The 24,144-nt window shown below is 54.3% G+C and carries 24 protein-coding genes; 9 read left to right on the top strand and 15 right to left on the bottom strand.

The features are described from left to right. The first annotated feature begins 396 nt into the window (after positions 1 to 396). The 3 genes from NP596_RS03920 to NP596_RS03910 all read left to right on the top strand — a co-directional run bounded on the left by NP596_RS03920 (position 397) and on the right by NP596_RS03910 (position 2,105). Complete coding sequence (locus tag NP596_RS03920) at positions 397 to 963, top strand: PAS domain S-box protein (RefSeq protein WP_256613929.1); 567 nt, start codon at positions 397 to 399, stop codon at positions 961 to 963. A 133-nt stretch (positions 964 to 1,096) separates the two neighbouring features. Beyond that, the gene (locus tag NP596_RS03915; RefSeq protein ID WP_256613928.1) at positions 1,097 to 1,405 is read left to right on the top strand and encodes a hypothetical protein; all 309 of its coding nucleotides are present in this window, start codon (positions 1,097 to 1,099) and stop codon (positions 1,403 to 1,405) included. Positions 1,406 to 1,613: 208 nt separating this feature from the next. Further along, on the top strand, positions 1,614 to 2,105 hold the full coding sequence (locus NP596_RS03910; protein WP_256613927.1) for a septal ring lytic transglycosylase RlpA family protein: 492 nt from the start codon (positions 1,614 to 1,616) through the stop codon (positions 2,103 to 2,105). A gap of 96 nt (positions 2,106 to 2,201) precedes the next feature. On the opposite strand, the gene shc is transcribed toward NP596_RS03910, so the two are convergent. Next, entirely contained in the window at positions 2,202 to 4,169 is a 1,968-nt protein-coding gene (gene shc, locus NP596_RS03905) for a squalene--hopene cyclase (RefSeq protein WP_256613925.1), read from the bottom strand. Positions 4,170 to 4,606: 437 nt separating this feature from the next. Between shc and NP596_RS03900 the strand changes: the two genes are divergently transcribed. Next, complete coding sequence (locus NP596_RS03900) at positions 4,607 to 5,335, top strand: Crp/Fnr family transcriptional regulator (protein ID WP_256613924.1); 729 nt, start codon at positions 4,607 to 4,609, stop codon at positions 5,333 to 5,335. Between the two features lie 105 nt (positions 5,336 to 5,440). Here the strand turns inward: NP596_RS03900 and NP596_RS03895 are convergent, their stop codons facing one another. After that, positions 5,441 to 5,779 (bottom strand): small metal-binding protein SmbP, encoded by a 339-nt coding sequence (locus NP596_RS03895; protein ID WP_256613923.1) that lies wholly within the window; start codon positions 5,777 to 5,779, stop codon positions 5,441 to 5,443. 389 nt (positions 5,780 to 6,168) lie between these two features. Here NP596_RS03895 and NP596_RS03890 point away from each other — a divergent pair, with 389 nt between their 5' ends. Then, positions 6,169 to 6,903, top strand: a complete 735-nt coding sequence (locus tag NP596_RS03890) for a Crp/Fnr family transcriptional regulator (protein WP_256613922.1) — start codon at positions 6,169 to 6,171, stop codon at positions 6,901 to 6,903. A 139-nt stretch (positions 6,904 to 7,042) separates the two neighbouring features. On the opposite strand, the gene NP596_RS03885 is transcribed toward NP596_RS03890, so the two are convergent. Further along, positions 7,043 to 7,411 (bottom strand): DUF4870 family protein, encoded by a 369-nt coding sequence (locus NP596_RS03885; protein ID WP_256613921.1) that lies wholly within the window; start codon positions 7,409 to 7,411, stop codon positions 7,043 to 7,045. On the opposite strand from NP596_RS03885, the gene NP596_RS03880 reads away from it, so the two are divergent. Continuing rightward, entirely contained in the window at positions 7,410 to 7,658 is a 249-nt protein-coding gene (locus NP596_RS03880; protein ID WP_256613920.1) for a hypothetical protein, read from the top strand. The two genes, NP596_RS03885 and NP596_RS03880, sit on opposite strands and share 2 nt — an antisense overlap. Here the strand turns inward: NP596_RS03880 and NP596_RS03875 are convergent. Together NP596_RS03875 and NP596_RS03870 are read right to left on the bottom strand one after the other, a co-directional pair. Further along, positions 7,655 to 8,779, bottom strand: a complete 1,125-nt coding sequence (locus NP596_RS03875; protein ID WP_256613919.1) for a DUF1207 domain-containing protein — start codon at positions 8,777 to 8,779, stop codon at positions 7,655 to 7,657. The genes NP596_RS03880 and NP596_RS03875 overlap by 4 nt on opposite strands. Next, the gene (locus NP596_RS03870) at positions 8,776 to 9,384 is read right to left on the bottom strand and encodes a BON domain-containing protein (protein ID WP_256613918.1); all 609 of its coding nucleotides are present in this window, start codon (positions 9,382 to 9,384) and stop codon (positions 8,776 to 8,778) included. The genes NP596_RS03875 and NP596_RS03870 overlap by 4 nt, the downstream gene beginning before the upstream one ends. 330 nt (positions 9,385 to 9,714) lie before the next feature. On the opposite strand from NP596_RS03870, the gene hpnR reads away from it, so the two are divergent. Continuing rightward, complete coding sequence (hpnR, locus tag NP596_RS03865; RefSeq protein ID WP_256613917.1) at positions 9,715 to 11,262, top strand: hopanoid C-3 methylase HpnR; 1,548 nt, start codon at positions 9,715 to 9,717, stop codon at positions 11,260 to 11,262. A gap of 31 nt (positions 11,263 to 11,293) precedes the next feature. On the opposite strand, the gene NP596_RS03860 is transcribed toward hpnR, so the two are convergent. Next, a complete protein-coding gene (locus NP596_RS03860) occupies positions 11,294 to 13,492 on the bottom strand; it encodes a putative bifunctional diguanylate cyclase/phosphodiesterase (protein WP_256613916.1) in 2,199 nt (732 codons plus the stop codon). A gap of 4 nt (positions 13,493 to 13,496) precedes the next feature. Continuing rightward, positions 13,497 to 16,103 (bottom strand): chemotaxis protein CheB, encoded by a 2,607-nt coding sequence (locus tag NP596_RS03855; protein WP_256613915.1) that lies wholly within the window; start codon positions 16,101 to 16,103, stop codon positions 13,497 to 13,499. Between the two features lie 298 nt (positions 16,104 to 16,401). Between NP596_RS03855 and NP596_RS03850 the strand changes: the two genes are divergently transcribed. Further along, positions 16,402 to 16,584, top strand: coding sequence for a hypothetical protein (locus tag NP596_RS03850; protein WP_256613914.1), 183 nt, complete (start codon positions 16,402 to 16,404; stop codon positions 16,582 to 16,584). A 173-nt stretch (positions 16,585 to 16,757) separates the two neighbouring features. Here the strand turns inward: NP596_RS03850 and NP596_RS03845 are convergent, their stop codons facing one another. Next, positions 16,758 to 17,813 (bottom strand): OmpA family protein, encoded by a 1,056-nt coding sequence (locus tag NP596_RS03845; RefSeq protein WP_256613913.1) that lies wholly within the window; start codon positions 17,811 to 17,813, stop codon positions 16,758 to 16,760. 508 nt (positions 17,814 to 18,321) lie between these two features. On the opposite strand from NP596_RS03845, the gene NP596_RS03840 reads away from it, so the two are divergent. Further along, on the top strand, positions 18,322 to 18,636 hold the full coding sequence (locus tag NP596_RS03840; protein ID WP_256613912.1) for a BON domain-containing protein: 315 nt from the start codon (positions 18,322 to 18,324) through the stop codon (positions 18,634 to 18,636). A 287-nt stretch (positions 18,637 to 18,923) separates the two neighbouring features. Here NP596_RS03840 and NP596_RS03835 read toward each other — a convergent pair whose 3' ends face one another. The 7 genes from NP596_RS03835 to lpxB all read right to left on the bottom strand — a co-directional run bounded on the left by NP596_RS03835 (position 18,924) and on the right by lpxB (position 24,110). Beyond that, positions 18,924 to 19,145 carry a hypothetical protein gene (locus NP596_RS03835; RefSeq protein WP_256613911.1) on the bottom strand — a complete coding sequence of 74 codons (222 nt, stop codon included), beginning with the start codon at positions 19,143 to 19,145 and terminating at the stop codon, positions 18,924 to 18,926. 50 nt (positions 19,146 to 19,195) lie between these two features. After that, a complete protein-coding gene (locus tag NP596_RS03830; RefSeq protein ID WP_256613910.1) occupies positions 19,196 to 19,345 on the bottom strand; it encodes a lmo0937 family membrane protein in 150 nt (49 codons plus the stop codon). A gap of 155 nt (positions 19,346 to 19,500) precedes the next feature. Further along, positions 19,501 to 19,818 (bottom strand): small metal-binding protein SmbP, encoded by a 318-nt coding sequence (smbP, locus tag NP596_RS03825; RefSeq protein WP_256613909.1) that lies wholly within the window; start codon positions 19,816 to 19,818, stop codon positions 19,501 to 19,503. A 91-nt stretch (positions 19,819 to 19,909) separates the two neighbouring features. Beyond that, positions 19,910 to 20,086, bottom strand: a complete 177-nt coding sequence (locus NP596_RS03820; protein ID WP_256613908.1) for a CsbD family protein — start codon at positions 20,084 to 20,086, stop codon at positions 19,910 to 19,912. Between the two features lie 610 nt (positions 20,087 to 20,696). Further along, positions 20,697 to 21,440, bottom strand: a complete 744-nt coding sequence (gene eutC, locus NP596_RS03815; protein ID WP_256613907.1) for an ethanolamine ammonia-lyase subunit EutC — start codon at positions 21,438 to 21,440, stop codon at positions 20,697 to 20,699. Beyond that, on the bottom strand, positions 21,437 to 22,825 hold the full coding sequence (locus NP596_RS03810) for an ethanolamine ammonia-lyase subunit EutB (RefSeq protein WP_256613906.1): 1,389 nt from the start codon (positions 22,823 to 22,825) through the stop codon (positions 21,437 to 21,439). Before NP596_RS03810 ends, eutC begins: the two co-directional genes overlap by 4 nt. Before the next feature lie 136 nt (positions 22,826 to 22,961). Next, complete coding sequence (lpxB, locus tag NP596_RS03805) at positions 22,962 to 24,110, bottom strand: lipid-A-disaccharide synthase (RefSeq protein ID WP_256613905.1); 1,149 nt, start codon at positions 24,108 to 24,110, stop codon at positions 22,962 to 22,964. Positions 24,111 to 24,144 lie beyond the last annotated feature (34 nt).

Raw genomic sequence — 24,144 nt, 5'->3', positions numbered from 1 at the left:
CGGCGGCATGCTTGCGCAACCGCCGACAAAGGCGGCGGCCGCCGCACAGAGGCCAATGCCGCACAGCGAATGAGAGTATTTGAACGGGCTTAGTTTTTTCATGATATTTATCCTTATGAAAGATTGGCGTCCTTTCGAGCGACGCCAAAACGAATGGCATTGGAACAGGTTAATACACGGCCCATGGCATACAAATCCATGACTATGTTTAAAACCAAGCGTTTCTAATAAGCTTCGTGGATAATTAAACGCGCTTCCGCCGCTCAACACAGTTCGCTGGCGCACATACAGCGCCAGCGGATAAAGATAGAGTCCAGCGCTGAGCCGATTTTGGCCATAAAACCGATCCGTCGTTGATTGAACGACAACCACGACTCGCTCAAAGGAGAATACGGCATGAGTCCACAATGGAATGGCATTGAACGGCGTAAGACGCTGAGAATGAAGGCCGAGGCCATGGTTTCCAGTTTTTCCCCAGAGGAAATGAAGGCCAAACCGGCCGAAGTGCTGGTTCATGAGTTACTGGTCCACAAGATCGAGCTGGAGATGCAGAATGACGAGTTGCGTAACGCCCTCGATGCATTGCAGGAGGCTCGCAACCGTTACCGGGACCTTTATGAGTTTGCCCCGGTCGGCTACATTTCCCTCAACCGGGAAGATTTAATCAGCGCACTCAATCTAACCGGGGCTTCATTGCTGGGTGACGAACGCGACAAACTGGTCAATCAACGTTTCTCGAAGTTTGTCGCCCCCCGGGACAGCGACCGTTGGTTTCGCTTGTTGGTGGACATCATGGCAGCCGGCAACGCGGAAAAACGGGCTTTCGGTCTGCAAATAAAACGTGCCGACGGCGCCTGTTTTTATGCCCATCTCGACTGCCAGTACCGCGCAACCTCGGATGAGCCGCCGATGTTGCAAATCGCGCTAACGGACATCAGCCATAGCTGGCCGACCGATAACTAAACCTCCGCGCCGGCCGAGCTATCGCCAATGTGCGACAGCGTACGGACTTGAAGCCGTTGCATGGGTATCTTCTCAGCTTGGCAATAGCTATTGCCAACGGTTGCAAAATTCCCTCACGACAGGAGATATCCCCATGAAACGCTTCGTCCGAATCCTTGTTTTATCCGCCTTACTCCCTTTCTACAGCATCTGTGGCGCCGAACAAGCCAACGATCCCGCCATGGCCGGCGGCATGGATCCCGCGAAGCTGGAAGCCCATCTCAAGGATAGGCAAGCGCATGAATTGGCAATGCACGACTTGTCCGACAAAATTCTGGCCGAAACCGATCCGCAAAAGCTGCAGACGCTAAAAGACCAACAACTGGAATTGATGAAAACCGAACACCTAAAAATGATGTCTAAACATAAATCGATGGACCATAAGAAAATGCGCCAACCTTAACGCGCCTTGAGCGTAGTGATTCAGGCAGCGAGTCGCTCAATTGTCGCTACCGCCGTCTCTAGCCTTGGGGCCTGTTCATAAGCGCGCATAAACATCCCTGCTTCCCATCGTTAAGCAATGGCCATTGGCCATGCGTGCGCCAGAGTACAGACCCGGCAACCGATATAGCGCATAGTTATCTCTAACAACTTACATCGGGAGAACGGCGGTGTCATTCCATCCTTGGTATTCAGAGTTTTTCCGGCCGCTCTTGCTGGGTTGTGTACTTGTTGCCGTCACCGGCTGTAGTTCGGACCAAACGTCCCGACAAGACGACCGGAAGGCAAACGTCGAGTCCGCACCGAACGTTCACAAGGAAGTCGGCGAGGCATCCTGGTATGGTCCGGGATTCCAGGGCAAGGAAACCTCCAGCGGAGAAACGTTCGATCAAAAAAAAATGACCGCCGCTCATCCCACGTTACCGATGGGCACCAAGGCCACGGTGACTAACCTGGATAACGGCAACAAGGTCGAGGTCATTATCAACGATCGCGGCCCTGACGCCGATAATCGCGTCATCGATCTCTCGGGTGGCGCGGCCAACAAACTGGACATGAAAGAAGACGGCACGGCTCGGGTAAAAATCGAGACAAAAACCGCCGTAAAGAAAGGCGCCAAGGGCGAGCCAACGCTAATAGCGCCGGAACAGCTCAACGATTAAGGAAGCGTCCAGGCAGATACCGAAGCCGAAAGGAAACATTCTCTCCCACAGTATCGTAATTTAAAGCGGCAATGATATAACCACCAACCACCGCTTTTACAAAACGCGCCGCCGAATCTCGTTGCGGTAACGCGCCAACGCCCACAACGGGAAAAACTTGTCGTAACCGTGGTATTTCAGGTAAAAAAACTTCGGAAAGCCCGGCGCATTGAAGTATTCGTCCTCCCAGAAGCCGTGGACTCGTTGACTTTTCAGTAAATAATCCACTCCAGCCTCGACTTCCCCGCAGCCTACTTCTCCGGCCGCCAGCAACGCCAACAGCGCCAGCGAGGTGTGAAAGGCCGTGCCGGTGGAAAATTCGCCGCGGATGCCCGCATCGTGATAGCTGATGTTGCCCTCGCCCCAGCCGCCGTCTTCGCGTTGCTTGGATTTCAACCAGACAACGGCCTTGCGAATGCCGGGATCCTGCTTATCGACACCGACCGCCTCGAAGCCCAGCAACACCGACCAGGTGCCGTAAATGTAGTTGCTGCCCCAACGCCCGAACCAGGAACCGTCGGCCTCCTGCTGCTTGCGCAAATACGCCATGCAACGGTCAATGACATCGCGGTAGTCCGGGTGCCGGTTACCCAGTTTGCCCAACAACATGATACAGCGGGCGCTGACATCGGCGGTGGGCGGATCCAGTAAGGCACCATGGTCGGCAAACGGAATTTGGTTGAGGAAATAATGGGTATTGTCGACATCGAACGCGCCGTAACCGCCGTTTTTGGATTGCATGCCGGCAATCCAGTTGGCTGCGCGGCGAATATTACCGGCGAATTCCGGACTATCGGATTGCATCATCGCGTAGGCAACCACGGCGGTATCGTCGACATCCGGGTAATAACTGTTGCCGAACTGGAAAGCCCAACCGCCGCCGCGCAGGTTGGGCCGCTGAACTTGCCAGTCGCCGGGTTCGTCGCGTAATTGTTTCCTGGCCAGCCAGTCCAGGGCCGTTTTAATGGACTGCCCACTATGCGGCTCCCGGCCATGCCGCTCCACTTCCTGCAGCGCCAGCACCGCTAGGCCGGTATCCCAGACCGGCGATACGCAGGGCTGGCAATAGGCCGTATCGCCCTTGACGACCAACAATTTATCGATCGCCGCGCGGGCGATTTGCCGCTGCTCATTGTCGGCGGAAATACCGAGGTAATCCATGGCCTCGTAAGCATTGACCATCGCGGTAAAAATGCCCCCGAGTCCATCGTAACCGTTCAGTCTGGCCATGAACCAGTCTTGTGCCCTGGCGGTCGCCTGGCGGCGCACGAAACCGGGTATCAAGGGTTCCATCAGCAGGCCGATACGGTCCAGCACCAGAATGGCCTTGCCCAGCCGGGTATTGACATGAGAAAAATACCGTTTTTCCTGCGCCGGCGGCCGGATAAATAACTCGGGGATGCCGATTTCGAGCGGATTGCGCGCCTTGACCCGGTTGGAGCAAAGTATAGACAAAGGCACCATCACGGTACGCGACCAGTAGGAAATCTTATCCGGGTGGAACGGAAACCACCTGGGCAGCAACATGATTTCGACCGGGATAAAAGGTACCGCGCGCCAGGGAATTTGCTCGAACATCGCCAACATGATGCGGGTAAACACATTGGCCTTGGCCGCGCCGCCTTGAGCCAGTATCCAGAGCCGCGCCTTGCGCATGTGCGCCGCATCGGGCGAATCGCCGGCCAGTTTCAATGCGTAATAGGTTTTGACGGTACAGCTCAGGTCGCCGTCGCCGCCTGTATAAAGCGGGTGGCTGCCGTCGGCGCTTTGCCGACCGCGCAGGAAATTGGCGATCTTGCGCTGTAGCGCCGGGTCGATTTCGTCCATGTAATGCATCATCAGGATGTATTCGGCGGGAATCGTGCAATCCGCTTCCAGTTCGAACACCCAATATCCCGCCGGGTTTTGCAAACCCAGAAGACTATCCTTGGCCGAGGCAATGGCTCTGTCCAGGACTGAAGAAGAACGACAGAAATCGGCATAATCCGTATCCGAACCGGACAGTGAAGAGTTTTCTGTTAGCATGGTTAAGGTTTATCCGATTTCACTGGTCTGGTTGGGACTTGTTCGGCGTCCGTCAGGCCATGGGCCGTTCAAAAAAAACGCCGCAACGTTGAGCACATTGCCGCGGCGAAGGGGGCACCCATGGCCCATAAGTATATTATCTTGGCGTTTCAAGCCGATTTAGACACAGTTTAGTATTGCCCCGACACGGCTTGAAGCGCCGACGGTCAGTCTAAGCGGCTGTTCATGCACGGTCTGTACGCTGCCGCACATAGCGCCGATTCCCGCGCGCAAAGCCCGCGGATAACTTAGCGGACTGGCTTATCATAAAACCGGCAAAATGATCCGTGCTGTAGCGAACAGAGCGGAATCTCTCAACCCCGTAACATTGGAGAGTTACACTAGCCTTGCGCCAATGAGCCAATCCGATTTCCCCCCATTTCTATCGAGGATAGCTGATGACCGATCTCGACAATTCTGCTCTGAACCAGTTATTGAACACTCTACCCGGCGAGGAATACCAGCGGTTGCGACCGCATCTTGAGCCTATTGAAATGCCGCTAGGCGAGGTCATTTACGAACCCGGCGGCGAATTGCGCTACGTCTATTTCCCCATCACCTGCATTGTGTCGCTGCTGTATGTCATGGAAAACGGCTCGTCGGCGGAAATTGCCGTTATCGGCAACGACGGCATGGTCGGCGTGGCATTGTTCATGGGCGGCGGCAGCATGCCCAATCGGGCCGTAGTGCAAAGCTCGGGCCGCGCCTACCGCCTGCGGGCCCATCAACTGATGCGGGAATTCAACCAATTCGGCGCCATGCTGCACCTGCTACTGCGTTACACGCAATCGCTGATTACCCAAATGGCGCAGACCGCAGTCTGCAACCGGCATCATACGGTGGACCAGCAATTGTGCCGCTGGCTACTGTTAAGCCTGGATCGGTTGCCAAGCAACGAATTGAACATGACCCAAGAGTTGATCGCCAATATGCTGGGCGTGCGCCGGGAAGGCGTCACCGAGGCCGCCGGCAAACTGCAGCAGGCAGGATTGATTCAGTACAGCCGCGGCCACATTACGGTATTAGACCGGCCCGGCCTGGAGACCCGGGTTTGCGAGTGCTACCACGTCGTCAAAGCCGAATCGGACCGACTCTTCCCCCCCCCCCCCCCGATGCCGCTAGGTTAGAAGCGCACGCCATTCTTCCAACGGCGGAAAATCAGGGGGGGATTTAGCCGATCGAAAAAAACGGATTTCCGTTAACGATCGGCTAGCATTCCCCAAGCTTGAATCTTATTTATCGACCTGCATGTCCGCGATGCCTTGCTCAACCTCGACGATGCCTGCTTGCAAATTGCCGGCTTTTGCCGCTTTTATCGCTGCCTTGAGTTTGGAATTAGCCCTTTGCAGGCGAATGGAGCTTCCTTTCTCGTTTTGTTCCTTTAATGCTTCCCAGGCAACAGTGGCACTGTCGATAAAACCTTGGGTATCGCCTTTTTTACCTATCTCAATGGCGTTTTTGGATAAGGCAATCAGGTTTGTAAAGCTTTCATTCATCGGGCTACCTGCGGCATGCGCGCTAAGCGAAACGCAAGACAGAAGCAATGCCGCCAAAAAGTATTTAATTTTCATAATCTTACCTATTTACACAGTGTATTGGAGATACAAAGCGACAACTTTTGACAGTTTTAAGCTCTCAAGAGATTGTCTCTTGCCATGACAGCATCGCGATTAACCCGAGGCCTGCCGCATGGATATGCATGGCGCGAGTTCCCAATCTTTCTGCCGGGCAATAACACTTTAGCGGTATCGCTCCGCCATAGTCTGTACGCTAAAGCACATATCGCCGGTTCGAACCTAAATTTCAACGTCGGCCGCTGCCTGCCTACGTGCGCCAACATACAGACAACGAAATCCCACTTCGGTAGTCTTCCCGAGCCCGGAGGAGTTGTCTTGTCCGGCCGCCCCGGCAGCGCCGTTACCGTCGGCCGGGCTTCTTACGACATCGCCGGAGGGCAAGCGTGCCGTCTATCCAAACCATCCATGCCGCCAACCGGCTCCTGACAACGCTTCCCGCCAAGGATCGCGGCAATGTGCTTACACATTGCGAACCGGTTGAGTTGGTGTTTGCCGAGATACTCTATTGCGCCGGCGACCGAATACAGCACGTCTATTTCCCCACCAGTAGTTTTATTTCCCTGGTCACGCCGGTGAATCGGAATAACGGTTTGGAAGTGGGCTTGATAGGCAACGAGGGCTTGCTGGGTATTACCCTGATGCTGGACATCGATACCGCGCCGTTTCAAGCGCTGGTGCAGGGAGCCGGCACCGCTTTACGGATAGCGGCGCCGCTGTTTTTGGATGAACTGGCGCGGAGCCAGGCATTGCAATCGGAACTAAAACGCTATCTTTACGTATCGATGAGCCAGTTGGCGCAAACGGCGGCCTGCAACCGCTTTCATCTGGTGGAGGCGCGCTTGGCGCGCTGGCTGCTGATGACGCACGACCGCGCCCACGCCGATACCTTTCATGTCACCCACATCTTCCTGGCGTATATATTGGGCGTACGCCGAGTCGGCATCACTAAAGCGGCGCTGTCGCTACAACAGCAAAAATTGATCAGTTACCGGCGCGGCGACATCACGATTCTGGATCGCGCTGGCCTGGAGGCTGCCGCGTGCGAATGCTATCGAACCGAGCAAGAAACTTACGATCGCATCTTGGGATGCGGGACGGCGGCGAGCCGGATGGATTAAAGATTAAAATTTTGTCAAAAAATAACATCCCTGCCTTCTCAGGATTGTTGCCGGCAGGAGTTACCTTGGCGCCGGGCGGTTTGTTAGGCGCATGCCGAACCGATAGCCTTGGCAGCGGAGAACAAGGAGCGGCAAGCCATCAAGTCAGCTCGGTAAGAGGTTTTTCGGCGCTCAAGGCCGTCCAGCCAATGACAATTCTATAAATCAGCAACAGCAGGGTCGGAATCAAAATGATCAGACTGATTTGAATGTCCACCATCAATACCAGCCCCGACAAGGCAAACCCCGCCAAGGTGACCCAAACGGTTTTGATCTGCCAGTTAAAATGCGATTCCAGCCAAGTATCTTTCACATTGTTGCGATAGAAGAAATTAATGGCCACACCGACTAATAGAGGTGCCCCCGCCAAGGCAAAGGTCAATATCTGACACAGATACACCGTAGCGGTGAGTTTTTTAAGCGCGGCAAAATCCTCGGCGGTTTTTGCGTTAGTGATTGGCGTGTTCATGAATACTTACCTCATCGTGAAGAATTTATCTTTGGCTCCATGGATTCTCTCCAATCGGAACCCGTGTTCGGCGGCGCCAAACCGTAATCCGAACTGTAGCCCTAAAAATCCCGTCTACGCGGACGGCGTAAAAGAGAATCAAAAAGACCTTCCCGAGAAACAGCAAGAACTCAGCGAAACACAAGAAGAAGTCCATGAAAAACAGATCGAACTCAATCAAGCCAACAAGGCTGCAGGGAGCGCTTAAAAGTGATAATGCGCTCCCAAGCCGACGTATTCCACTTTGTCCTTATAGAACTGGCCGCTGGGCGTAAAGCCGTTGAAGTATTCGACCATGACCTGCAGTTTGCGGCCCATGACTTGTAAATTGTCGAACTCGACCCCGGCTCTGGCCGAAATATCGGTACTCCAATCGTTTTCCTCGTAATTTTTGATGTCGGCGGCAATGATGGGCCGCATGTTGGCAAGCTCGAAACGCCAGGGGCTCCTAAACTCGATACCGTATTGGGCCGACCATGTTTTCAGTGCCGACGGTTCGGTGTGAAACAAACCGGCGCCGCCGCCGTATATTCTGACCCCATAGGGCAACTCATAGGACAATTTCAGATCCGCGCCTTCATAACTGAGGTTCACCCGCTCGAACTTGGTGTTGACCTTGCGCAGTAGAAATTCGTCGCCCAGATGCGAACTCTGATGGAACAACCTGCCGAAGGCGGAAAACTGCCCGGCCCGCACGCTGGAATACAGGGATGCGATGAAATCGGTATTGACCAGATCGGACGATGAGGCACCCAGATTGAAATCGCTAAACACGCCGGCCTGAATGCCGGTTTCCCATTGCGCCGAGGAATGCCCGTAGTTGGCGCGGTAAAACGGTATGGTTTCGCCGAAACTCACCGACGCGATATCGCGGCCGTCGAAATTGTTACTCTGGTAATTGCGGTAGGCCGCCGAAAAATGGGCCCAACGCGGATCGGCCAACAGGGGTTTGAATAAATGCCCGGACGGCAGCAAGCCGGTCGGCAGTATCAGCGAATCCGCTGTCGCGACCGCCTCGGTACCGGTAATGGCGGCGGCTTCCGTCGCCTGTTCGCTGGTGATTTCGGCGACCTTGACCGCCGCAACGCCGGGGATGGTCGACAGGATTCCGACGGCTTCCGCGCGTTCGCGATCGGCCAAATCGGCCGCCGGCAAGGTAATCACGCCGTCTTTTACCGTCAATGTCGGCATATCCAGTTTTAAATCATGCTTTAACATTGCGGCGGCATAGCCGGCGATGTAAGCGTCGTTAGCGGCCGCGGCCCAAACGCACGTCACAGGCGCCAGAAATAAGGCGGCTAACCCTAGCCGGAAACGATAAGTCATCATTGCTGACTCGGCACGCCGGCTTTGATCATCAGCTGGTTTTGCACCGACTTTACATGCTCCTGACTATTCGCCAAGCCGATGGCGCGCGCAACCAGTTGCTCGGAATCGACAGCGCCGCTCAAGGTCACCACGCCATTCACGGTAGTGACTTCAATTTGCGAGGCCTGCAAAAATTCGTCTTTTATCATGCTGGCCTTGATATTGGCGGTAATCGCCGAGTCGTCAAAATATTCGCCGGTTGCCACGCCGGTATCGACAACCGCTTCCTTGACGCTATCGATTTGATTTCCCGCTTTATTGATCGCCTGATCGATTTGTTTGCCGGCTTTTTCCAGCGAGGACTCGGAGGCTGTAACCGACTCATCGATATAGGCGCCGGTCTTTTCGGATTGTTCGGTCACGGACTGTTTGACGGCGTCCATCTTCCGGCCGGCTTTTACTGTCGTGTCCTCGATATTTTGACCGACGCTTTCAACGGCCTTATCGACTTTTTGCCCGGCCTTTTCCGCCGAACCTTCTTGCTGGCAGGCCGGCAGGCTGAGCGCGATGGCCATGCAGCCCAGGTACATGAGTAGTGCTTGTTTGTGTTGATGAGTGATTTTCATTGGATATTCCTGTTATGGCGTAATTAACCGTGGACTAAACTGGCCCGAAAACGCTGCCGTTAACTATCAAGCTTGCGGAAAGGCATTGGACAGTGTGTTGTATGCTTGCCATGGATATTAACTACAAGCTCGGGCCGGGTCTGTACGCTGTCGAACATAAGCCCGCTATCGCTGTTGCCGGGCCGGCTTGGACCGATCCGTTGAATGAATTAAGTTTGACCGCCGCGCCTTAGCTTCTTATAGTGAAGTCGAATCTACGATTGCGTAGGGCCGTTATGCTCAAGCATGGAACGCCACGGACAGTCATTAGTCACTATAGGAATCAAGGCCATGAAGTTTCTTGCCGTTCATCCCAGTCCGTTGATGTACACCAAGGTGTTTTTACGCCTCGAACCGCTCGGTTTGGAAATGATCGCCGAAACCGCCCGCCGCTGCGGTTGTCAGGTTAGACTGATCGACTTGCAGGTGGAATCGCATCAAGACTTGAACCGTCTGCTGAACGACTGGCAACCCGACATCGTGGCGTTTTCATTGAATTATCTGGCCAATGTGCCGGAGGTGATCGATTTGGCCAAGGCGGCTAAAGACCGCTTGCCGAACAGCTTTGTGTTTATCGGCGGTCATAGTGCCTCGTTCACCGCCGAGGAATTGTTGGAACACGGCGAAGGTAAAATCGATGCCGTGCTGAAGGGCGAGGGCGAATCGGGTCTACCGTTGTTGCTGAGGGCCCTGAAAGACGACCGAGCCACTCTGCATGCCATACCGGGCGTGGTGACGATGAATGGCAGCGGCGGACAACCGACGTTCATCCCCAATCTGGACGATCTGTCGCCGGCCCGCGATTTGATCAAACACCGCAAAAAGTATTTTCTGGGCATGCTGGACCCGTGCGCGTCTATCGAATTCTCCAGGGGTTGCCCCTGGGATTGTTCGTTCTGTAGCGCCTGGACTTTTTACGGCCGCAGCTATCGGGTGATGAGCCCCGATAAAGTCGTCGAAGAAATGCAGCGTATTCGTGAACCCGGGGTTTTTATCGTCGACGACGTTGCCTTTATCCAGGAGAAAATGGGCTTTGAAATCGGCGAAGCGCTGATCAGAAAAGGCATCCGTAAAAGATATTATCTGGAAACCCGCGGCGACGTGCTGTTGCGCAACAAGGATGTGTTCAGGCTATGGAAACAGCTGGGGATGAGTTATCTGTTTTTGGGTATCGAATCCATCGATGAAGGCGGCCTGGAAAAATACCGCAAACGCATCGATTTGAGCCGTAATTTCGAAGCCCTGGAATTTGCCCGCTCGCTGGACATTATGGTTGCCATCAATATCATCGCCGACACCGACTGGGACCATGAGCGTTTCAGGGTGGTCCGGGAATGGTGCAAGGAAGTGCCGGAAATCGTCAATATCAGCGTCAATACGCCCTACCCCGGCACCGAGAGCTGGCTGACCGAATCGCGTAAGCTGACGACCCGCGATTACCGCTTGTTCGACATACAGCACGCGGTGTTGCCGACCCGGATGTCGCTTGAAGAATTTTATGCCGAGTTGATCGAGACCCAGCGCGTGATGTTCACCAAGCACATGGGCTGGTCGGCGATTAAGAAACTGTCGAAAAACATCGGCGGCAACCTGTTGCGCGGGCAAACCAATTTCGTCGGCAATTTATGGAAATTCGACAAGGTATTCAACCCGGCGTTGCAACTGGCCGATCATCAAATGCCGGTCGAATATCAAATGAAACCGCCGGTTCGCGATACCCAATTCGCCAGCGCCAAGGCGCTTTCGCAATCGCTTTATGTGCATCAACCGCTGGGACGCGCCAGTCGGCAACTGGACGATGACACCGAGCAATTTGTCGACGAGAGTCGGGGCGTTTGAGTCATTTGTGCTGACAAACTCGAAACCCAACTCAGCCTTTAACTTGAGTCGCCTTAAGCAGTGCCTCAAACTCTTCGGCGGACACCGGTTTCGAGAACAAATAGCCTTGGCCGTAATCGCAGCCGGCTTGGATCAGCAATTCATGCTGTTCGTCCGTCTCCACCCCTTCGGCGATAACCTTCATACCCAACGTGTGCGCCATCAGGATAATGGCGCGGCATAAAGCTATGTCGCTGGAGTTGGCGGTCAGATTGGAAACGAAGCTCCGGTCTATTTTCAAGAAATCGATGTGGTATTTTTTCAGATAGGCTAGCGCCGAATAGCCGGTACCGAAATTATCGAGCGAAGTCTGAACGCCGGCGCTTTTTAAAGCCCGCAATTTTTCGGAAACGACGGCAGAAGCGTCAAGCAACAATCCCTCGGTAATTTCCACCGCAATACAACCGCCGGGCAGTCCCAGGCTCTCCAGGTGCTCCAACCAATCGCTCAGTTTGTCGGCGTTACTGTGAAACTGCGCGGAAGACTTATTGATGCCGACCTGGAACAGCGGGCAATAATCGGCGCGCCAATCGGCCACCTGCTTGGCCACCTGATGGAATACCCATCCGCCTAGTTCGGTAATCAGACCGGTGTCTTCGGCGACGGACATAAACTCGGCGGGGCTGACCTGTCCGCGGGTAGGGTGTTGCCAGCGAATCAATGCCTCGGCTTTCTCAATTGCACCGCTTGCCAAGTCGATAATGGGTTGATAGGCCACCCAGATTTGATGATCGCTCAGTGCGTGGCGTAAGTCATTGGTCAAGCGCAAGCGAACTTCGGCGGCTTCCTGCATGGCCGGCGTGAAGTAGCTGAAACGGCCGCGCCCCATATCCTTAGCCGCATACATGGCCTGGTCCGCTTTCTTCAACAACTCCTCCAGATTGTCGGCGTCGTCCGGATACAGGGCAATGCCGATGCTGACGGAAACATAGCTACGTTCGCCTTTCAACTGAAATGGCGCCATCATGGTCCGCAACATGGCTTCGGCCACGCGCTCGATACTGTTGGTTTCTTGCAGTTCGCCCATAATCAGCGTGAATTCGTCTCCGCCGGGCCGCGCCAGGGTATCGGTTTCGCGAATGCAGGCCTGCAGTCTTTGCGCGGTTTCCCTCAGCAAACGATCGCCAATGTCGTGTCCCAGAGTATCGTTAATATCCTTGAAATGGTCCAGGTCCAGGAACATCAGTGCCAGTTTCTGATGTCCGCGGCGGGTTTTATTGATGGCTCGCTGCAGCCGGTCGAGAAACATTCGCCGGTTAGGCAATCCGGTCAGAGGGTCGATGTTGGCCTGTTTATGCATGATCTCGGCCGCGCGTTTTTTTTCAGTGATATCGGAGGATGTGGCAACCCGGCGGATGACCTTACCCTTGTCGTTATACAGCGTGTTGATGGATAAATACTCCAGGTACTCCTCGCCGTTTTTTCGCCGGTTCCATATCTCGCCCTGCCATTTCCCATTGGTATTAAGCTTGTTCCACATATCCCGATAAAAGGCATCATCCTGGCGTCCGGATTTAAGCAGCGACCTGGTTTGGCCGACAACCTCTTCCGCCGAGTACCCCGTCAATTGGGTAAAGGCCCGGTTAACGGCGATAATCCGGCTGTTTTCATCCATCACCGTAATGGCTTCTTCCAGCGTCAAATAAACGGCCGCCGCCAGTTGTAACTCCCGTTCGCTCTGTTTGCGGCTGCTGATATCCAATACCGCGACAAGACAGCTTTGCCGGCTAATATCCGCAGTCGCCTCAATGACGATCCAGCAGGGATCGTTATCGGTCTGTAGCGTTAACTCGCAGCTCCGTACCCCATCGTCGGTGAACGCTTTTTCCAGAAAGTGATTGAATAAGCTCCTATCCTCTTGGGAAATGCGATGGACAAAATGACGTCCGACTAAGTCGGACCGCTCGCTACCCAGCAATTTTTCGCCGCAATAATTCGTCTGGCGAATAATGCCCTCCCTCCCTAGCGTAAAATAAGCGATCGGCGCAAAATCGAACAGTTCCGCATAGCGTTCCAGCGCTTGCTCGGCGCAGACGCGAGCTTCCCGCAAGGCTTCGTTCTGCATTTCCAGCTCGATCTGGTGCACTTGCAACTCATGCAGCAGCCGATCTTGCGTTTCGGCCGTTTTTTGCGTCGCGGTTTCGGCCAGCCGCCGTTCGGCGCGCTGGCGCAGCCCTCCTTTCGTACCCATCGCGTTATTCCGATTGTTCATTGCCCTTCCTTAATTCGGCTTCCAGCTTCTTGGTTTCGGAGATATCGATAAAGGTAATGACCACGCCGTCGATCAAATTGTCCTGGGTTCGATACGGCATGATCCGCACCTTGAACCAACGCTTGTCGCCCGCTCTAATCTGCTTTTCGACGAACACCAGCGTCCGCAGCACTTCTTGAGCATCCTGCTGCAGTTCGGGGTAGTCCAGATCGGTGACGATATCGGATAGCGGCCGGCCGACATCGGCCGCGATCAATTTGAACAAATGGCTGATATGGCTGGTAAAACGGCGGATATTGAGGCTGCCGTCCAGAAACACGGTGGCGACTTCCATGCTGTTCAGCAGGTTGTTCATGTCGTTGCTGGCCCGCGACAGATCTTCGACCTTGATCTGCAATTCGGTATTCACGGTTTGCAGTTCCTCGTTTAACGACTGCATCTCTTCCTTGGAAGTGGTCAGCTCCTCGTTAGTGGATTGCAATTCTTCATTGGTGGATTGCAGTTCTTCATTGGCGGATTTCAATTCCTCCTGCGAGGTCTGCATTTCTTCGCGCAGGGTTTGTAAATCTTCCTGGGCTTGCACGAGTTCCGCCCGCAGTAGTTTCTGCGCCGCATTCGGCGATTTGCGCGACGATTTACCGGCTGGCGGCGTCGCCACATCGGTAAACACCACCATCAACATACCTTTTAGTGCATCGGGTTTGTGAATGGCCTGTACCGACAAATTAACGGTTTGGCAGCCGCCATCGGTAGCGACCGTCAAACCCGGGATCCGCACGACCTCGGTTTGAGTTCGGGCTTTACTCAGTGCGCCGATCAATTCGTGCCGCAAACCGTCGCGGGCCATGGCATGGATATTCCAATTGGCTTTACCCGCGGCCGGCTCCAGATATTTACCGGTGCGGCCGCTGATGTACAGAATATCGCCATCGGCGTTGACCAATACCGCCGCCGGCGCGAAGTGTTGCAATAACAATTGGTCCGCCAAGGTTTGCAAGTTGGCGATCGGTGGGTGTTTTTCGGTTTCTTCGACCATAGCTGCAACGGGAAAATATTTGGTGGGGAAATCGACATTCAACGAAAAAGGGGTACCGATGCGGCGATAAATCCGGGATTTGTTGTCGATTACGCTAAATAAATGGCCGGCATTACCAATCGCTTCGGCGCTGCCGAGCAACAGAATACCGTGGTTGCCGAGGGTATAGTGAAACAACAAAATCAGTTTTTTCTGTAACTCCTGGTTTAAGTAAATCAAGAGATTGCGGCAGAAAAGCAGGTCGAGTTTGGTAAACGGCGGCTCCATAATCACGTTATGCGGCGCGAAAATCACCATCTCGCGGATATCCTTTTTTATGCGGTAGCCACTGCCATCGACACTAAAAAAACGGCTAAGCCTATCCTCGGACACATCGCTAACGATATTGGCGGGATAGAAACCTTGCCGCGCCTTGTCGATGGCATCCTGGTCCAGGTCGGTGGCAAAGATTTGCAGTTTGAACGGCTGCCGGCCCTGGCTTTCCGCCAACACTTCCTTGAAAATCATCGCCAGCGAATAAGCTTCCTCGCCGGTCGAGCACGCCGGGATCCAAGCCCTCAAGGACTTACCGGCCGGGTATTCGGTCAACAGCGCCGGAATGGCCTCGGACTTTAGCGACTCCCAGACCCCCGGATCGCGGAAAAAACTGGTGACGCCGATCAGCAATTCCTTGAACAACAAATCCAGTTCCTGAGGATTCTCGCGCAGATAGCGCACATATTTGGCTATCGAGTCGATTTGGTGCAAGCCCATGCGCCGCTCGATACGACGGTAGATGGTGTTTTTTTTGTACAGCAAAAAATCGTTGCCGGTACGTTCGCGCAGCAAGATAACAATTTGTTCCAGCGCGCTCCGGCCTTTTAAGGCCACCGCCAATTCAGGCACGACATGCAAACCGCGCGGACTGTGCCCGAGATAAGCCAGTATCTTATGCCACATCTCCGACGGTGGCGCCACGATATCCGCCAAGCCGGCATTGATCGCACTACGCGGCATCGAATCGAATTGAGCGGACTCCGGAGACTGCACTACAGCCAGACCGGCATTTTCCTTGATGGCGCGTAACCCCAAGGTACCGTCCGAACCCATACCCGACAGAATCACGCCGATTGCCCGCTCATGCTGGTCGTCGGCCAACGCTCGGAAAAACGCATCGATCGGCAATCGCAAGCCTCTTGGCGCCAGCGGCTCCAGTAGATGCAGTTTGCCGTGCAGGATGGACAAATCTTTATTGGGCGGAATCACATACACCCAGTCCGGCTTAACGTGCATGCGATCGCCGGCCTGAATGACTGTCAACGGCGAGGCGCGCTGCAATAATTCCGGTAGCATGCCTTGATGATGGGGATCGAGATGCTGAATAACGACAAACGCCACGCCACTGACTGCCGGAATCTGGGCAAAAAATTGTTCCATGGCATCCAACCCGCCCGCCGATGCACCGATGGCAATAATAGGCGGCTTACTATCGATACTGGCATTAGCGGCCGGGAAGGGGGGGCTGACTTGCGCTAAGGTGTCCGGTCCTAAACTGGCGACATGAGTTTTAACCATTTTTTCCGGTTCACTTGGGATTAGACGAATGCCGAGAATCAACGCCACTAGATTGTTGTCATTCCTTAGCGCGAGTTTAGCGGCTGCATTTTATGAGATCCGCAGAGGCTATGCTCGCCCTCGCTTAATGATTTCCAGCGTTAAAATTAACACAACCATAACATCACCTCGGTACGTTAACACACATAACGTCACAGTTCCGAAACGTGAATTACACCCCCAATTACACCCATCTCACGTTCCACGATTTGAAACGCAAAACCATCACAGGCAGGAATGAAACCGAACAGGAAAAAAGATGCGTTACAGGCTTGCCATCCTTGGTTTCCGTTTCTGGGCAATCCCTGCGGAGATGGCGGTTTTTGACTTAACCGAACAAAAATCCGGTGCCATTCAGGTACCTTTATTCGTAATTATTCAGTCAAAACAGCGTAAAACAAGCGTAGGCTGGGTAGGTGAAGCCCAGCCGGCAATCATGTGAATGGCACGGCTTTATACACGCTATAGGTCAAAACCGCCGAATAGATACATTTACGCTTGGCAATCGCCTTAGATGTTGAAATTTCTCTTCGAATTCTGCACAAACATGCAAAAAGCCCACTTTAAAAAGCAGGCTTTCGTTTAAATTTGAACCGCTTTTGGCTTAAAAATCCATCATTCTTCAATCCAGATCAATTCGACCCGGCGATTTTCGGATTTACCCGCTTCGGTAGCATTGTCGGCAATTGGCTGGGTTTCACCGTAACCTTTCGCTGACAATTTATTAGAGACACCCTTCATTTTCAGATATTCAACCACCGAATGCGCCCGGCGTTGCGAAAGCCTCATGTTGTAGGAATCCGTGCCTTCGCTGCTGGCGTGTCCCTGCACTTCGATTTCGTTCTTCTGCGGGAAGGCAATCAAATCCCTGGCAACAGCATCCAACAATTCTTTAGCATTCAAGCTCAGTTCGGCGGAATCGTATTCGAAGTGCTGTCCTCTGAGTATCAGCCTGACCGCGCAACCTTTGGCATCGACCATGGCGCCTTTGATAGTTCCAGGGCATTTATCCAGACAATCGTTGACGCCGTCGGCATCGGCATCGAGCTTGCTGCAATCGACTTTGGCCGCAACAACCGGAGCGGTTTCCATGCGGGTTTCGGACTTGGCCACGTATTTAGGCTTGTCGCCAAACGGTATCACCACACCCAGATTAACCGTCATATCGTGGAATTCGTCGGTACCCGCTTGGACGTGGGCATTGAGATTATTATTGTAGCGATAACGCACGTCGCTGCGAATCAACAAATGGTCGTTGACCTCGTAACTCGCCCCCACGCCAGCTTCGCCGATTAAACCAACGCCGCAGTTGGCGGAAGCGCAGGTATTCATGCCGCCCACGCCCACTACCGCATACGGCGAGAACGTGTCGCGGAAAAAATAGTATTGCAAATCGGCCGTGCCGCCGGCCAAGTCCCAAGGCCCGTTATCGCCGCCGAAACCTTGATAAAAACCTCGAAGTTCGGCGTTGAAATGCTCATCGATCATCTTGCCGACACCGACACCGCCACCCCAGCCATCGGCGGCACGCCTATCGCCGCCGGTATTGACAAACGAAGCGAAAGGCGCCACGTACCATCGATTATCGTCGAGTCGATCGGCGGCTTGGGCCAACGGTAGGCAACCCGCTCCGACCAACGATACTATGACCCATTGTTTTTGTTTCAGCATGATGCTTTCCTTTAATTAAAGTAAAAATAGAGTTCCAGGAGCGACATCGTCATGCTGCCAAACCCGGGAAACATGCTTGCCCGTTAGATCGGCCCCTACGGCCAACCCGACTGCCACCGTTACCCGGCGAAAACTGGCCGGGCACCTGAACAAGCAGGACATGTTGTTACAAAATCTCAAATGTAGCCTAACCGCAACAGCCGCGGAACGTCGGTGCGTTACCGCACATAGCCTAAAAATCCGTGCCTGCCGCTAACGGCTATAACGCATTTAGGGTTTACAGAATGAATACATAATTCCGCTACGAATATGTTCGGTAGCGTACCGACGAAGATCGGTCTTGCGCCTAGAGTGCATTACAGGGAATCGCTTAACCGGATGGTTCCGCCCCTGGATCGGCAAGCCAACACTGAATGGAGCAAGCATTTTCCGTTCGTCCGTTTATAGATGACCATGGCGAAGCCTGTCGAAAGACTTAATCAGTTAATCCTTAACCGGAGACCTAATCATGAAACAACTTAGCAAAGTTTTAGCCGCATTTATTGTGGCTCTTACATTAATCGCCGCAACGGGTTGCGCTTCAACGGCTAAACACGAGGGAACCGGCGAATATGTCGACGACAGCGTCATCACCACCAAGGTGAAAGCGATGTTATTCGACGAGCCCAATCTCAGATCGGGTCAGATCAATGTCGAAACTTTCAAGGGTGTCGTGCAATTGAGCGGCTTTGTCGGCACGCGAGCGGACATCAATCGAGCTGTCGAGATTGCTCGCGGCGTCAAAGGCGTGGAGTCGGTCAAAAACGACATGCGTCTTAAATAACCCAGGAAACCATAAATAAGGCATCGAATTTTACGCATGCGGCCGTCGATAAAATCGCCAGCGCCTATCTCCGCGACAATACCCGCGACTTTGCCGGGTATAGCGGTAGGCGCCCGCTTTGCCGCCGGCCAGGATGATCAAATCGTCCTGTCAACCGGCCCCATCGCATCAATCATGCAACGGCTGGCGCCGAAAGAGCAGCCAGCCGTTTTGTTGATCCATGCATTGGATGCTATCAAACCGCCGAGGCCTCCTCAGACTCGCGCCCGATCGACCTGCAGGCGGCGCTAGACTTTCCTGCCCGCAACCAGCAACAACGCACCGCCCGCCGCTATTGCCGCCACGCCAGCCCAAACCGGGATATTCACGGTCTTGGTATCCTTGACCAATAACTCTAACGGCCCCAACTTGGCCTCCTGCGTTGCCTGGGTATAGCTGAAACGGCCGTATATCAACCCCAATATCCCCGTAACGATCAGTAGGATGGCCACAATCTTGAGTGTGCTCATATCGTTTCCCCTAGCAATGATGGCGATAAAATTCTACAAACCCGGTGTAGCTAAAGAACTCGCCGGCCCTTTATAACCCGCAACACGATCACAATCAGCGCAATGACCAATAACAAATGAACGAATCCGCCAAGCGTGTAAGAGGAAACCAGGCCCAATAACCAGAGGACAATCAATACAATCGCTAATGTTTCAAGCATGTTTTACTCCCAAAATGCCCGTCGACTGACGGCGCAAAAAAGAATCGGAGACGAGCAATAACAGTGTTGCCGACAATGACCCGGTCACTTGACGCTCATCTCCGGTTAAAAATCGCATGCCGGATTTTTAATCCGCCGCGAAAGCGACAGCCGGCTTATTGGGCCGCTTTCAGATGCGTTACCGCTTCTTCCGCCGCTTTTTTCGCTAAATCGGCGTGCCCCTGCTTACCATGTTCGATGGCTGAATCCAGGCTCGTGGCACCGGCTTTCAAATGTTCTTCAGCGATGGTCACATGGCTCTTCGCCGTCTCCGCATGTTCGGTTATCGCCTTTGCATCGGCGGCCTTGGCCCCGGCTTCTGCATGCTTAAGGGCTTGCGCCATATGGCTTTCGGCGGCATAAGCGCCGAAACAAGCCATGGTCAAGGCAATGCCAACCCCAAAAGTGTTCAATTTCATAGCAGTAAGTTTCATAGTTGTTTCCTGAAAAATATTGGGAATATTCAGTTGCCATCGGGCAAATCAGGCCATCGTAATGGCTTGAGTTGCCAGATTGCAGGGGTACTTAGTCGGATTTTTTGATATCTTCCTTAAGATCCCCAAAACCCGCTCGGACCTTGCCGAGCGTTTTCTGAAGCGTGCCTTCCACTTCCAGTGTCTCGTCGTCCGTAATCTTACCGATTGCTTCCTTAACGTTGCCTTTGGCTTCTTCGACCCTGCCTTTCACTTGATCTTTATTCATAAGTCCCCCGGTAATTGTGAGTTTTTTACAACACGGCGCTGAAGGTACTCCAAGCGCCAAGCTATAACATACGCATACAAGGGGATGCAGTCGGTACGGCAACGCACATAGACTAAGAGCTAGTTTCGACGGCGCCCAATAACTTGAGCAGGAGTAGCGGTGTTGCGCCAGTACCACCTATGTGCCGGTCAATAAAGAGAGTTGCGACTTGGTCTATGAAACGGTGAACTGGTGGCCGACCAGTTGCCCGGATGTTTCGGCCAAGATTTTCGCGCAATTCAAAGTGGCCGGGCCGTTGTTGAAAAATATCCAGATACTTGATGGCGGGCCATTGGTCAGAGTATTCTTGATGCCCGCCGGCCCTGGCTGTGTATCGATTAAAAAAGAAACCGTGTTTTAGCCACACCAGGCGGATCGCGAACGGACCCAGCCACGTAGGCCGGAATAAGCGGTAGCGTTTCCGGCAGACTTTAAATCGCCGGAAACGCCTATCGGCTTATTCCGGCCTACGACTAAACAGGCGTTTTGCTGCTGTCGGCAAAGCTCGACGTCAAACCGGCATTCCGAACCTATCGATTGGATTTCAGGTTTAAAGTCCGGAATCGATGACTCAGCCGAGCAACCGCTTCGGCATATCGTCCTTTAACAGCACGCCGGAAATACCGCTGCGTAACGCTTCCCGGCTCAGATAGGCCAGTTTTTGCGCGGCGGCTTCATAGGACAAGCCGTCCGGCGGGCGGATGTTGGACAGGCAGTTGCGTTCGGCGTCGGTGTTACCTTCGCGCGGAGCGTAGGTCATATACACACCCAAGCTGTCGGCGGCGCTGAGGCCCGGGCGTTCGCCGACCACTATCACGGACAGACGGGCATGCAATAAAGCGCCGATGGGATCGGAAATGGCCACCCGCGCATTGGGCAGCAGACAAATGGGCGCGATGCTTAATTGCATTTCCGTGTAACGGGCCACGATGCGTTGCAATAACGGCATGCCATGGGTTTCCACCGCCGTCGACGACAGGCCGTTGCTGATAACAATCGCCACATCGAAACCCGGTTCGGCAACCTGTTTAAGGCGTTGCAAGCTGTCGTCATCCAACCGGCGCCCCAAATCGGGCCGCCGCAGATAGTGGGTTCTGTCGATTACCGGGGTGTTCAAACGGATATGAGCCAGCGACTGCTGCTGGAGTTGCTCGGCAAAATCGTCCACGTTCCAAGTTTGCTGCACGGCATCGCGGGCGCCGGCGTGCGCCAGCTGAAATTCAAGATAGGCCGCCGTGGTAACGCCGCTACCGGCCCGGCCCAAGGCGATTCTAGCCTGGGTGAAGCGGCGCAGGCCGTGCCAGGGATCGTTCATAGCGCTTCTCCCGAAATGCCGCGAAATTCGCTTAGTAAGGGGATACTCGAACGCGCATCCGCCAAGCTGTTGCGGCCATTGAAAATACCCATGCCATTCAGCCAGGCCTCGAACTCCGGCGCCGGCCTTAAACCCAACACCTGGCGCAAATACAGGGCATCGTGAAACGAGGTGCTTTGGTAAGCCAGCATCACATCGTCCGCGCCCGGCACCCCCATGATATAGGAGCATCCCGCCACGCCCAGCAGGGTCAGCAGATTATCCATATCGTTTTGATCGGCTTCGGCATGGTTGGTGTAGCACACGTCGCACCCCATCGGCAGACCCAGCAACTTGCCGCAAAAATGATCTTCCAGCCCGGCGCGGATGATTTGTTTGCCGTCGTACAGATATTCCGGGCCGATAAATCCCACCACGGTGTTGACCAAAAGCGGCGAAAACTCTCTGGCCACCGCGTAAGCCCGCGCTTCGCAGGTTTGGGCATCGATGCCGTGATGCGCATCGGCGGACAACGCGCTGCCCTGGCCGGTTTCGAAATACATCAGATTGCTGCCCGCATCGCCCCGCCCTAACGACTCGGCCATGGCTTTGGCTTCCCGCAGCATCGCCAAATCCACGCCAAAACTACGATTGGCGGCTTCGGTGCCGGCAATGGATTGAAACACCAAATCCACCGGCGCGCCGCGCTGCATCAGTTGCATGCTGGTGCTGACATGCGCCAGCACGCAGGATTGGGTCGGGATATGGTGATACTGGATAATGTCGTCCAGCAGATTCAGCAAGGTGCAGACATTGTCCAGATTATCGGTGGCGGGGTTGATGCCTATCACCGCGTCGCCGCTGCCGTACAGCAAGCCATCCAGAATACTGGCGGCAACCCCGCGCGGATTGTCGGTGGGGTGATTGGGTTGCAGGCGGGTGGAAAGCCGCCCCGGCAAGCCCAGGGTGTCGCGAAAACGTGTAACCACCCTGCAACGGCGCGCCACGGCGATCAAGTCCTGATTGCGCATGATCTTGCTGACCGCGGCCGCCATCTCCGGCGTCAAACCGAAACGCAGGTGTGACAAGTCGCTGCCGCCCGCCAACAGCCAGTCGCGGAATTCGCCGACGCTCATGGTCGCGAGCGGCGCGAAGGCAACAGCATCATGCTGTTGCAGAATCAGCCGGGACACTTCATCGGTTTCCGGAGCGATCAACGGTTCTTCGATAAACCGGCTTAACGGCACCTCGGCCAACAGGCGTTGCGCCAGCGCCCGTTCCACTTCCGATTCAGCCGCCAGCCCGGCTAATTCGTCGGCGGCACGGCACGGCGAGGCCTTGGCCAGCAAGGTACGCAAATTTTTAAAATTAAAGCATTTGCCTTGAACGGAAATCGAATAGTTCATGTTATGCGCCTATGGATAGCGGCGATCCCTTCTCACTGACCAGCCCGCAAGAGTACGGCAAGGATATGACGGTTATGTGACAGAACGATTGCCGGAAACGCTTACGCTTATTCCGGCCTACCCGATACCGGGACGGTTATCTCAACATCTCCAACGCCAAATCCGCCATGTTTTTCGAACCGCCGCCCTCGCCCAGCAGTGTTTTGACCCCTTGCAGTTCGAACAATACGCTTTGGCGATAATCCGCGTCGAACAGCAGGCGTTCTATTTCGCCGGCCAGATTTTCCGCACTGACGTCATCTTGGATTAGCTCTTTAACGATAGCCTTACCGGCGATAATGTTAGGCAAACCGATAAAGGGAATTTTTACCAGCTGTTTACCCAGCCAATAGGTAAACGGCGACAGGCGGTAGGCAATCAGCATCGGTACTTGCAGCAAGGCGATTTCCAACGATGCGGTTCCGGACGTGGTCATCACCGCATCGCAACATTGAATGGCGTCATAGACCTGCTGTTTGATGACCTTGACCGGCACGGCACAATCCCGCAGATAACTTTGCAGCACCTCATCGGAAACGGAATCGGCCTGCGGCAGCACGAATTGCAACTCGGGAACGCGCGGCGACAACAAGGTAACCGCCTGCAGCATGACCGGCAGCATGCGTTTGATTTCATTGGCCCGGCTACCGGGCAACACACCCACCACTTGGCGCGTGGCATCCAGGCCGAATAAAGCAAAGTCTTCCTGTTTGCCGCGCAAGGGATGTACTTTATCGACCGACGGGTGGCCGACGTAACGCACCGGGACGTTTTTCGCGTCGTAATAGGCCGTTTCGAACGGAAAGATTACCGCCATCATGTCGATGGCCTTGCCGTAAGTCTCCACCCGCCCCGGCCGCCAGGCCCAGACTTGCGGACTGACATAAAACAGCACTTTCACACCCCGGCGCTTGGCGAATTGCGCCAGTTTCAGATTGAATTCCTTGTAATCGACGCAGACCAGCAAATCCGGTTTTTCGTCGGCGACAAGCTGTTTCATCAGCCGCAAGGCCCGGCGAATTTCGCCGTAATGCTTAAGGATTTCCACCAAGCCGATCACGCCGATGCCGGACGAGTCGAAACGAATATCGATGCCGGCCTGGCGCATCTTGTTGCCGCCCATGCCCATGCCGCGAATACCCGGACATTGCTTATGCAATTCCTGAAACATATGCGCGGCGTGCTGATCGCCGGAGGATTCGCCGGCGCTAAACATCACCGTGTAGCTTGTGCTGGAATCGGACATTTGAACGGAGTTTGGGGAAACGTGGTGGGCTTTG

The sequence above is a fragment of the Methylomonas rivi genome (assembly GCF_024505165.1).
Classification (GTDB): Bacteria; Pseudomonadota; Gammaproteobacteria; order Methylococcales; family Methylomonadaceae; genus Methylomonas; species Methylomonas rivi.
This window is presented reverse-complemented; position numbering and strand designations above follow the sequence as displayed.

Coding starts and splice junctions, on each gene's coding strand:
- NP596_RS03860 (WP_256613916.1), bottom strand. CDS start 13,492: ATGGGTACGAAAGGAGGGCTGCGCCAGCGCGCCGAACGGCGGCTGGCC.
- hpnR (WP_256613917.1), top strand. CDS start 9,715: ATGAAGTTTCTTGCCGTTCATCCCAGTCCGTTGATGTACACCAAGGTG.
- shc (WP_256613925.1), bottom strand. CDS start 4,169: ATGCTAACAGAAAACTCTTCACTGTCCGGTTCGGATACGGATTATGCC.
- NP596_RS03840 (WP_256613912.1), top strand. CDS start 18,322: ATGAAACAACTTAGCAAAGTTTTAGCCGCATTTATTGTGGCTCTTACA.
- NP596_RS03900 (WP_256613924.1), top strand. CDS start 4,607: ATGACCGATCTCGACAATTCTGCTCTGAACCAGTTATTGAACACTCTA.
- NP596_RS03850 (WP_256613914.1), top strand. CDS start 16,402: ATGCGTTACAGGCTTGCCATCCTTGGTTTCCGTTTCTGGGCAATCCCT.
- NP596_RS03855 (WP_256613915.1), bottom strand. CDS start 16,103: ATGGTTAAAACTCATGTCGCCAGTTTAGGACCGGACACCTTAGCGCAA.
- NP596_RS03810 (WP_256613906.1), bottom strand. CDS start 22,825: ATGAACTATTCGATTTCCGTTCAAGGCAAATGCTTTAATTTTAAAAAT.
- NP596_RS03895 (WP_256613923.1), bottom strand. CDS start 5,779: ATGAAAATTAAATACTTTTTGGCGGCATTGCTTCTGTCTTGCGTTTCG.
- NP596_RS03915 (WP_256613928.1), top strand. CDS start 1,097: ATGAAACGCTTCGTCCGAATCCTTGTTTTATCCGCCTTACTCCCTTTC.
- NP596_RS03920 (WP_256613929.1), top strand. CDS start 397: ATGAGTCCACAATGGAATGGCATTGAACGGCGTAAGACGCTGAGAATG.
- NP596_RS03880 (WP_256613920.1), top strand. CDS start 7,410: ATGAATACTTACCTCATCGTGAAGAATTTATCTTTGGCTCCATGGATT.
- eutC (WP_256613907.1), bottom strand. CDS start 21,440: ATGAACGATCCCTGGCACGGCCTGCGCCGCTTCACCCAGGCTAGAATC.
- NP596_RS03820 (WP_256613908.1), bottom strand. CDS start 20,086: ATGAATAAAGATCAAGTGAAAGGCAGGGTCGAAGAAGCCAAAGGCAAC.
- NP596_RS03835 (WP_256613911.1), bottom strand. CDS start 19,145: ATGAGCACACTCAAGATTGTGGCCATCCTACTGATCGTTACGGGGATA.
- NP596_RS03875 (WP_256613919.1), bottom strand. CDS start 8,779: ATGATGACTTATCGTTTCCGGCTAGGGTTAGCCGCCTTATTTCTGGCG.
- NP596_RS03885 (WP_256613921.1), bottom strand. CDS start 7,411: ATGAACACGCCAATCACTAACGCAAAAACCGCCGAGGATTTTGCCGCG.
- NP596_RS03830 (WP_256613910.1), bottom strand. CDS start 19,345: ATGCTTGAAACATTAGCGATTGTATTGATTGTCCTCTGGTTATTGGGC.
- smbP (WP_256613909.1), bottom strand. CDS start 19,818: ATGAAACTTACTGCTATGAAATTGAACACTTTTGGGGTTGGCATTGCC.
- NP596_RS03870 (WP_256613918.1), bottom strand. CDS start 9,384: ATGAAAATCACTCATCAACACAAACAAGCACTACTCATGTACCTGGGC.
- NP596_RS03845 (WP_256613913.1), bottom strand. CDS start 17,813: ATGCTGAAACAAAAACAATGGGTCATAGTATCGTTGGTCGGAGCGGGT.
- lpxB (WP_256613905.1), bottom strand. CDS start 24,110: ATGTCCGATTCCAGCACAAGCTACACGGTGATGTTTAGCGCCGGCGAA.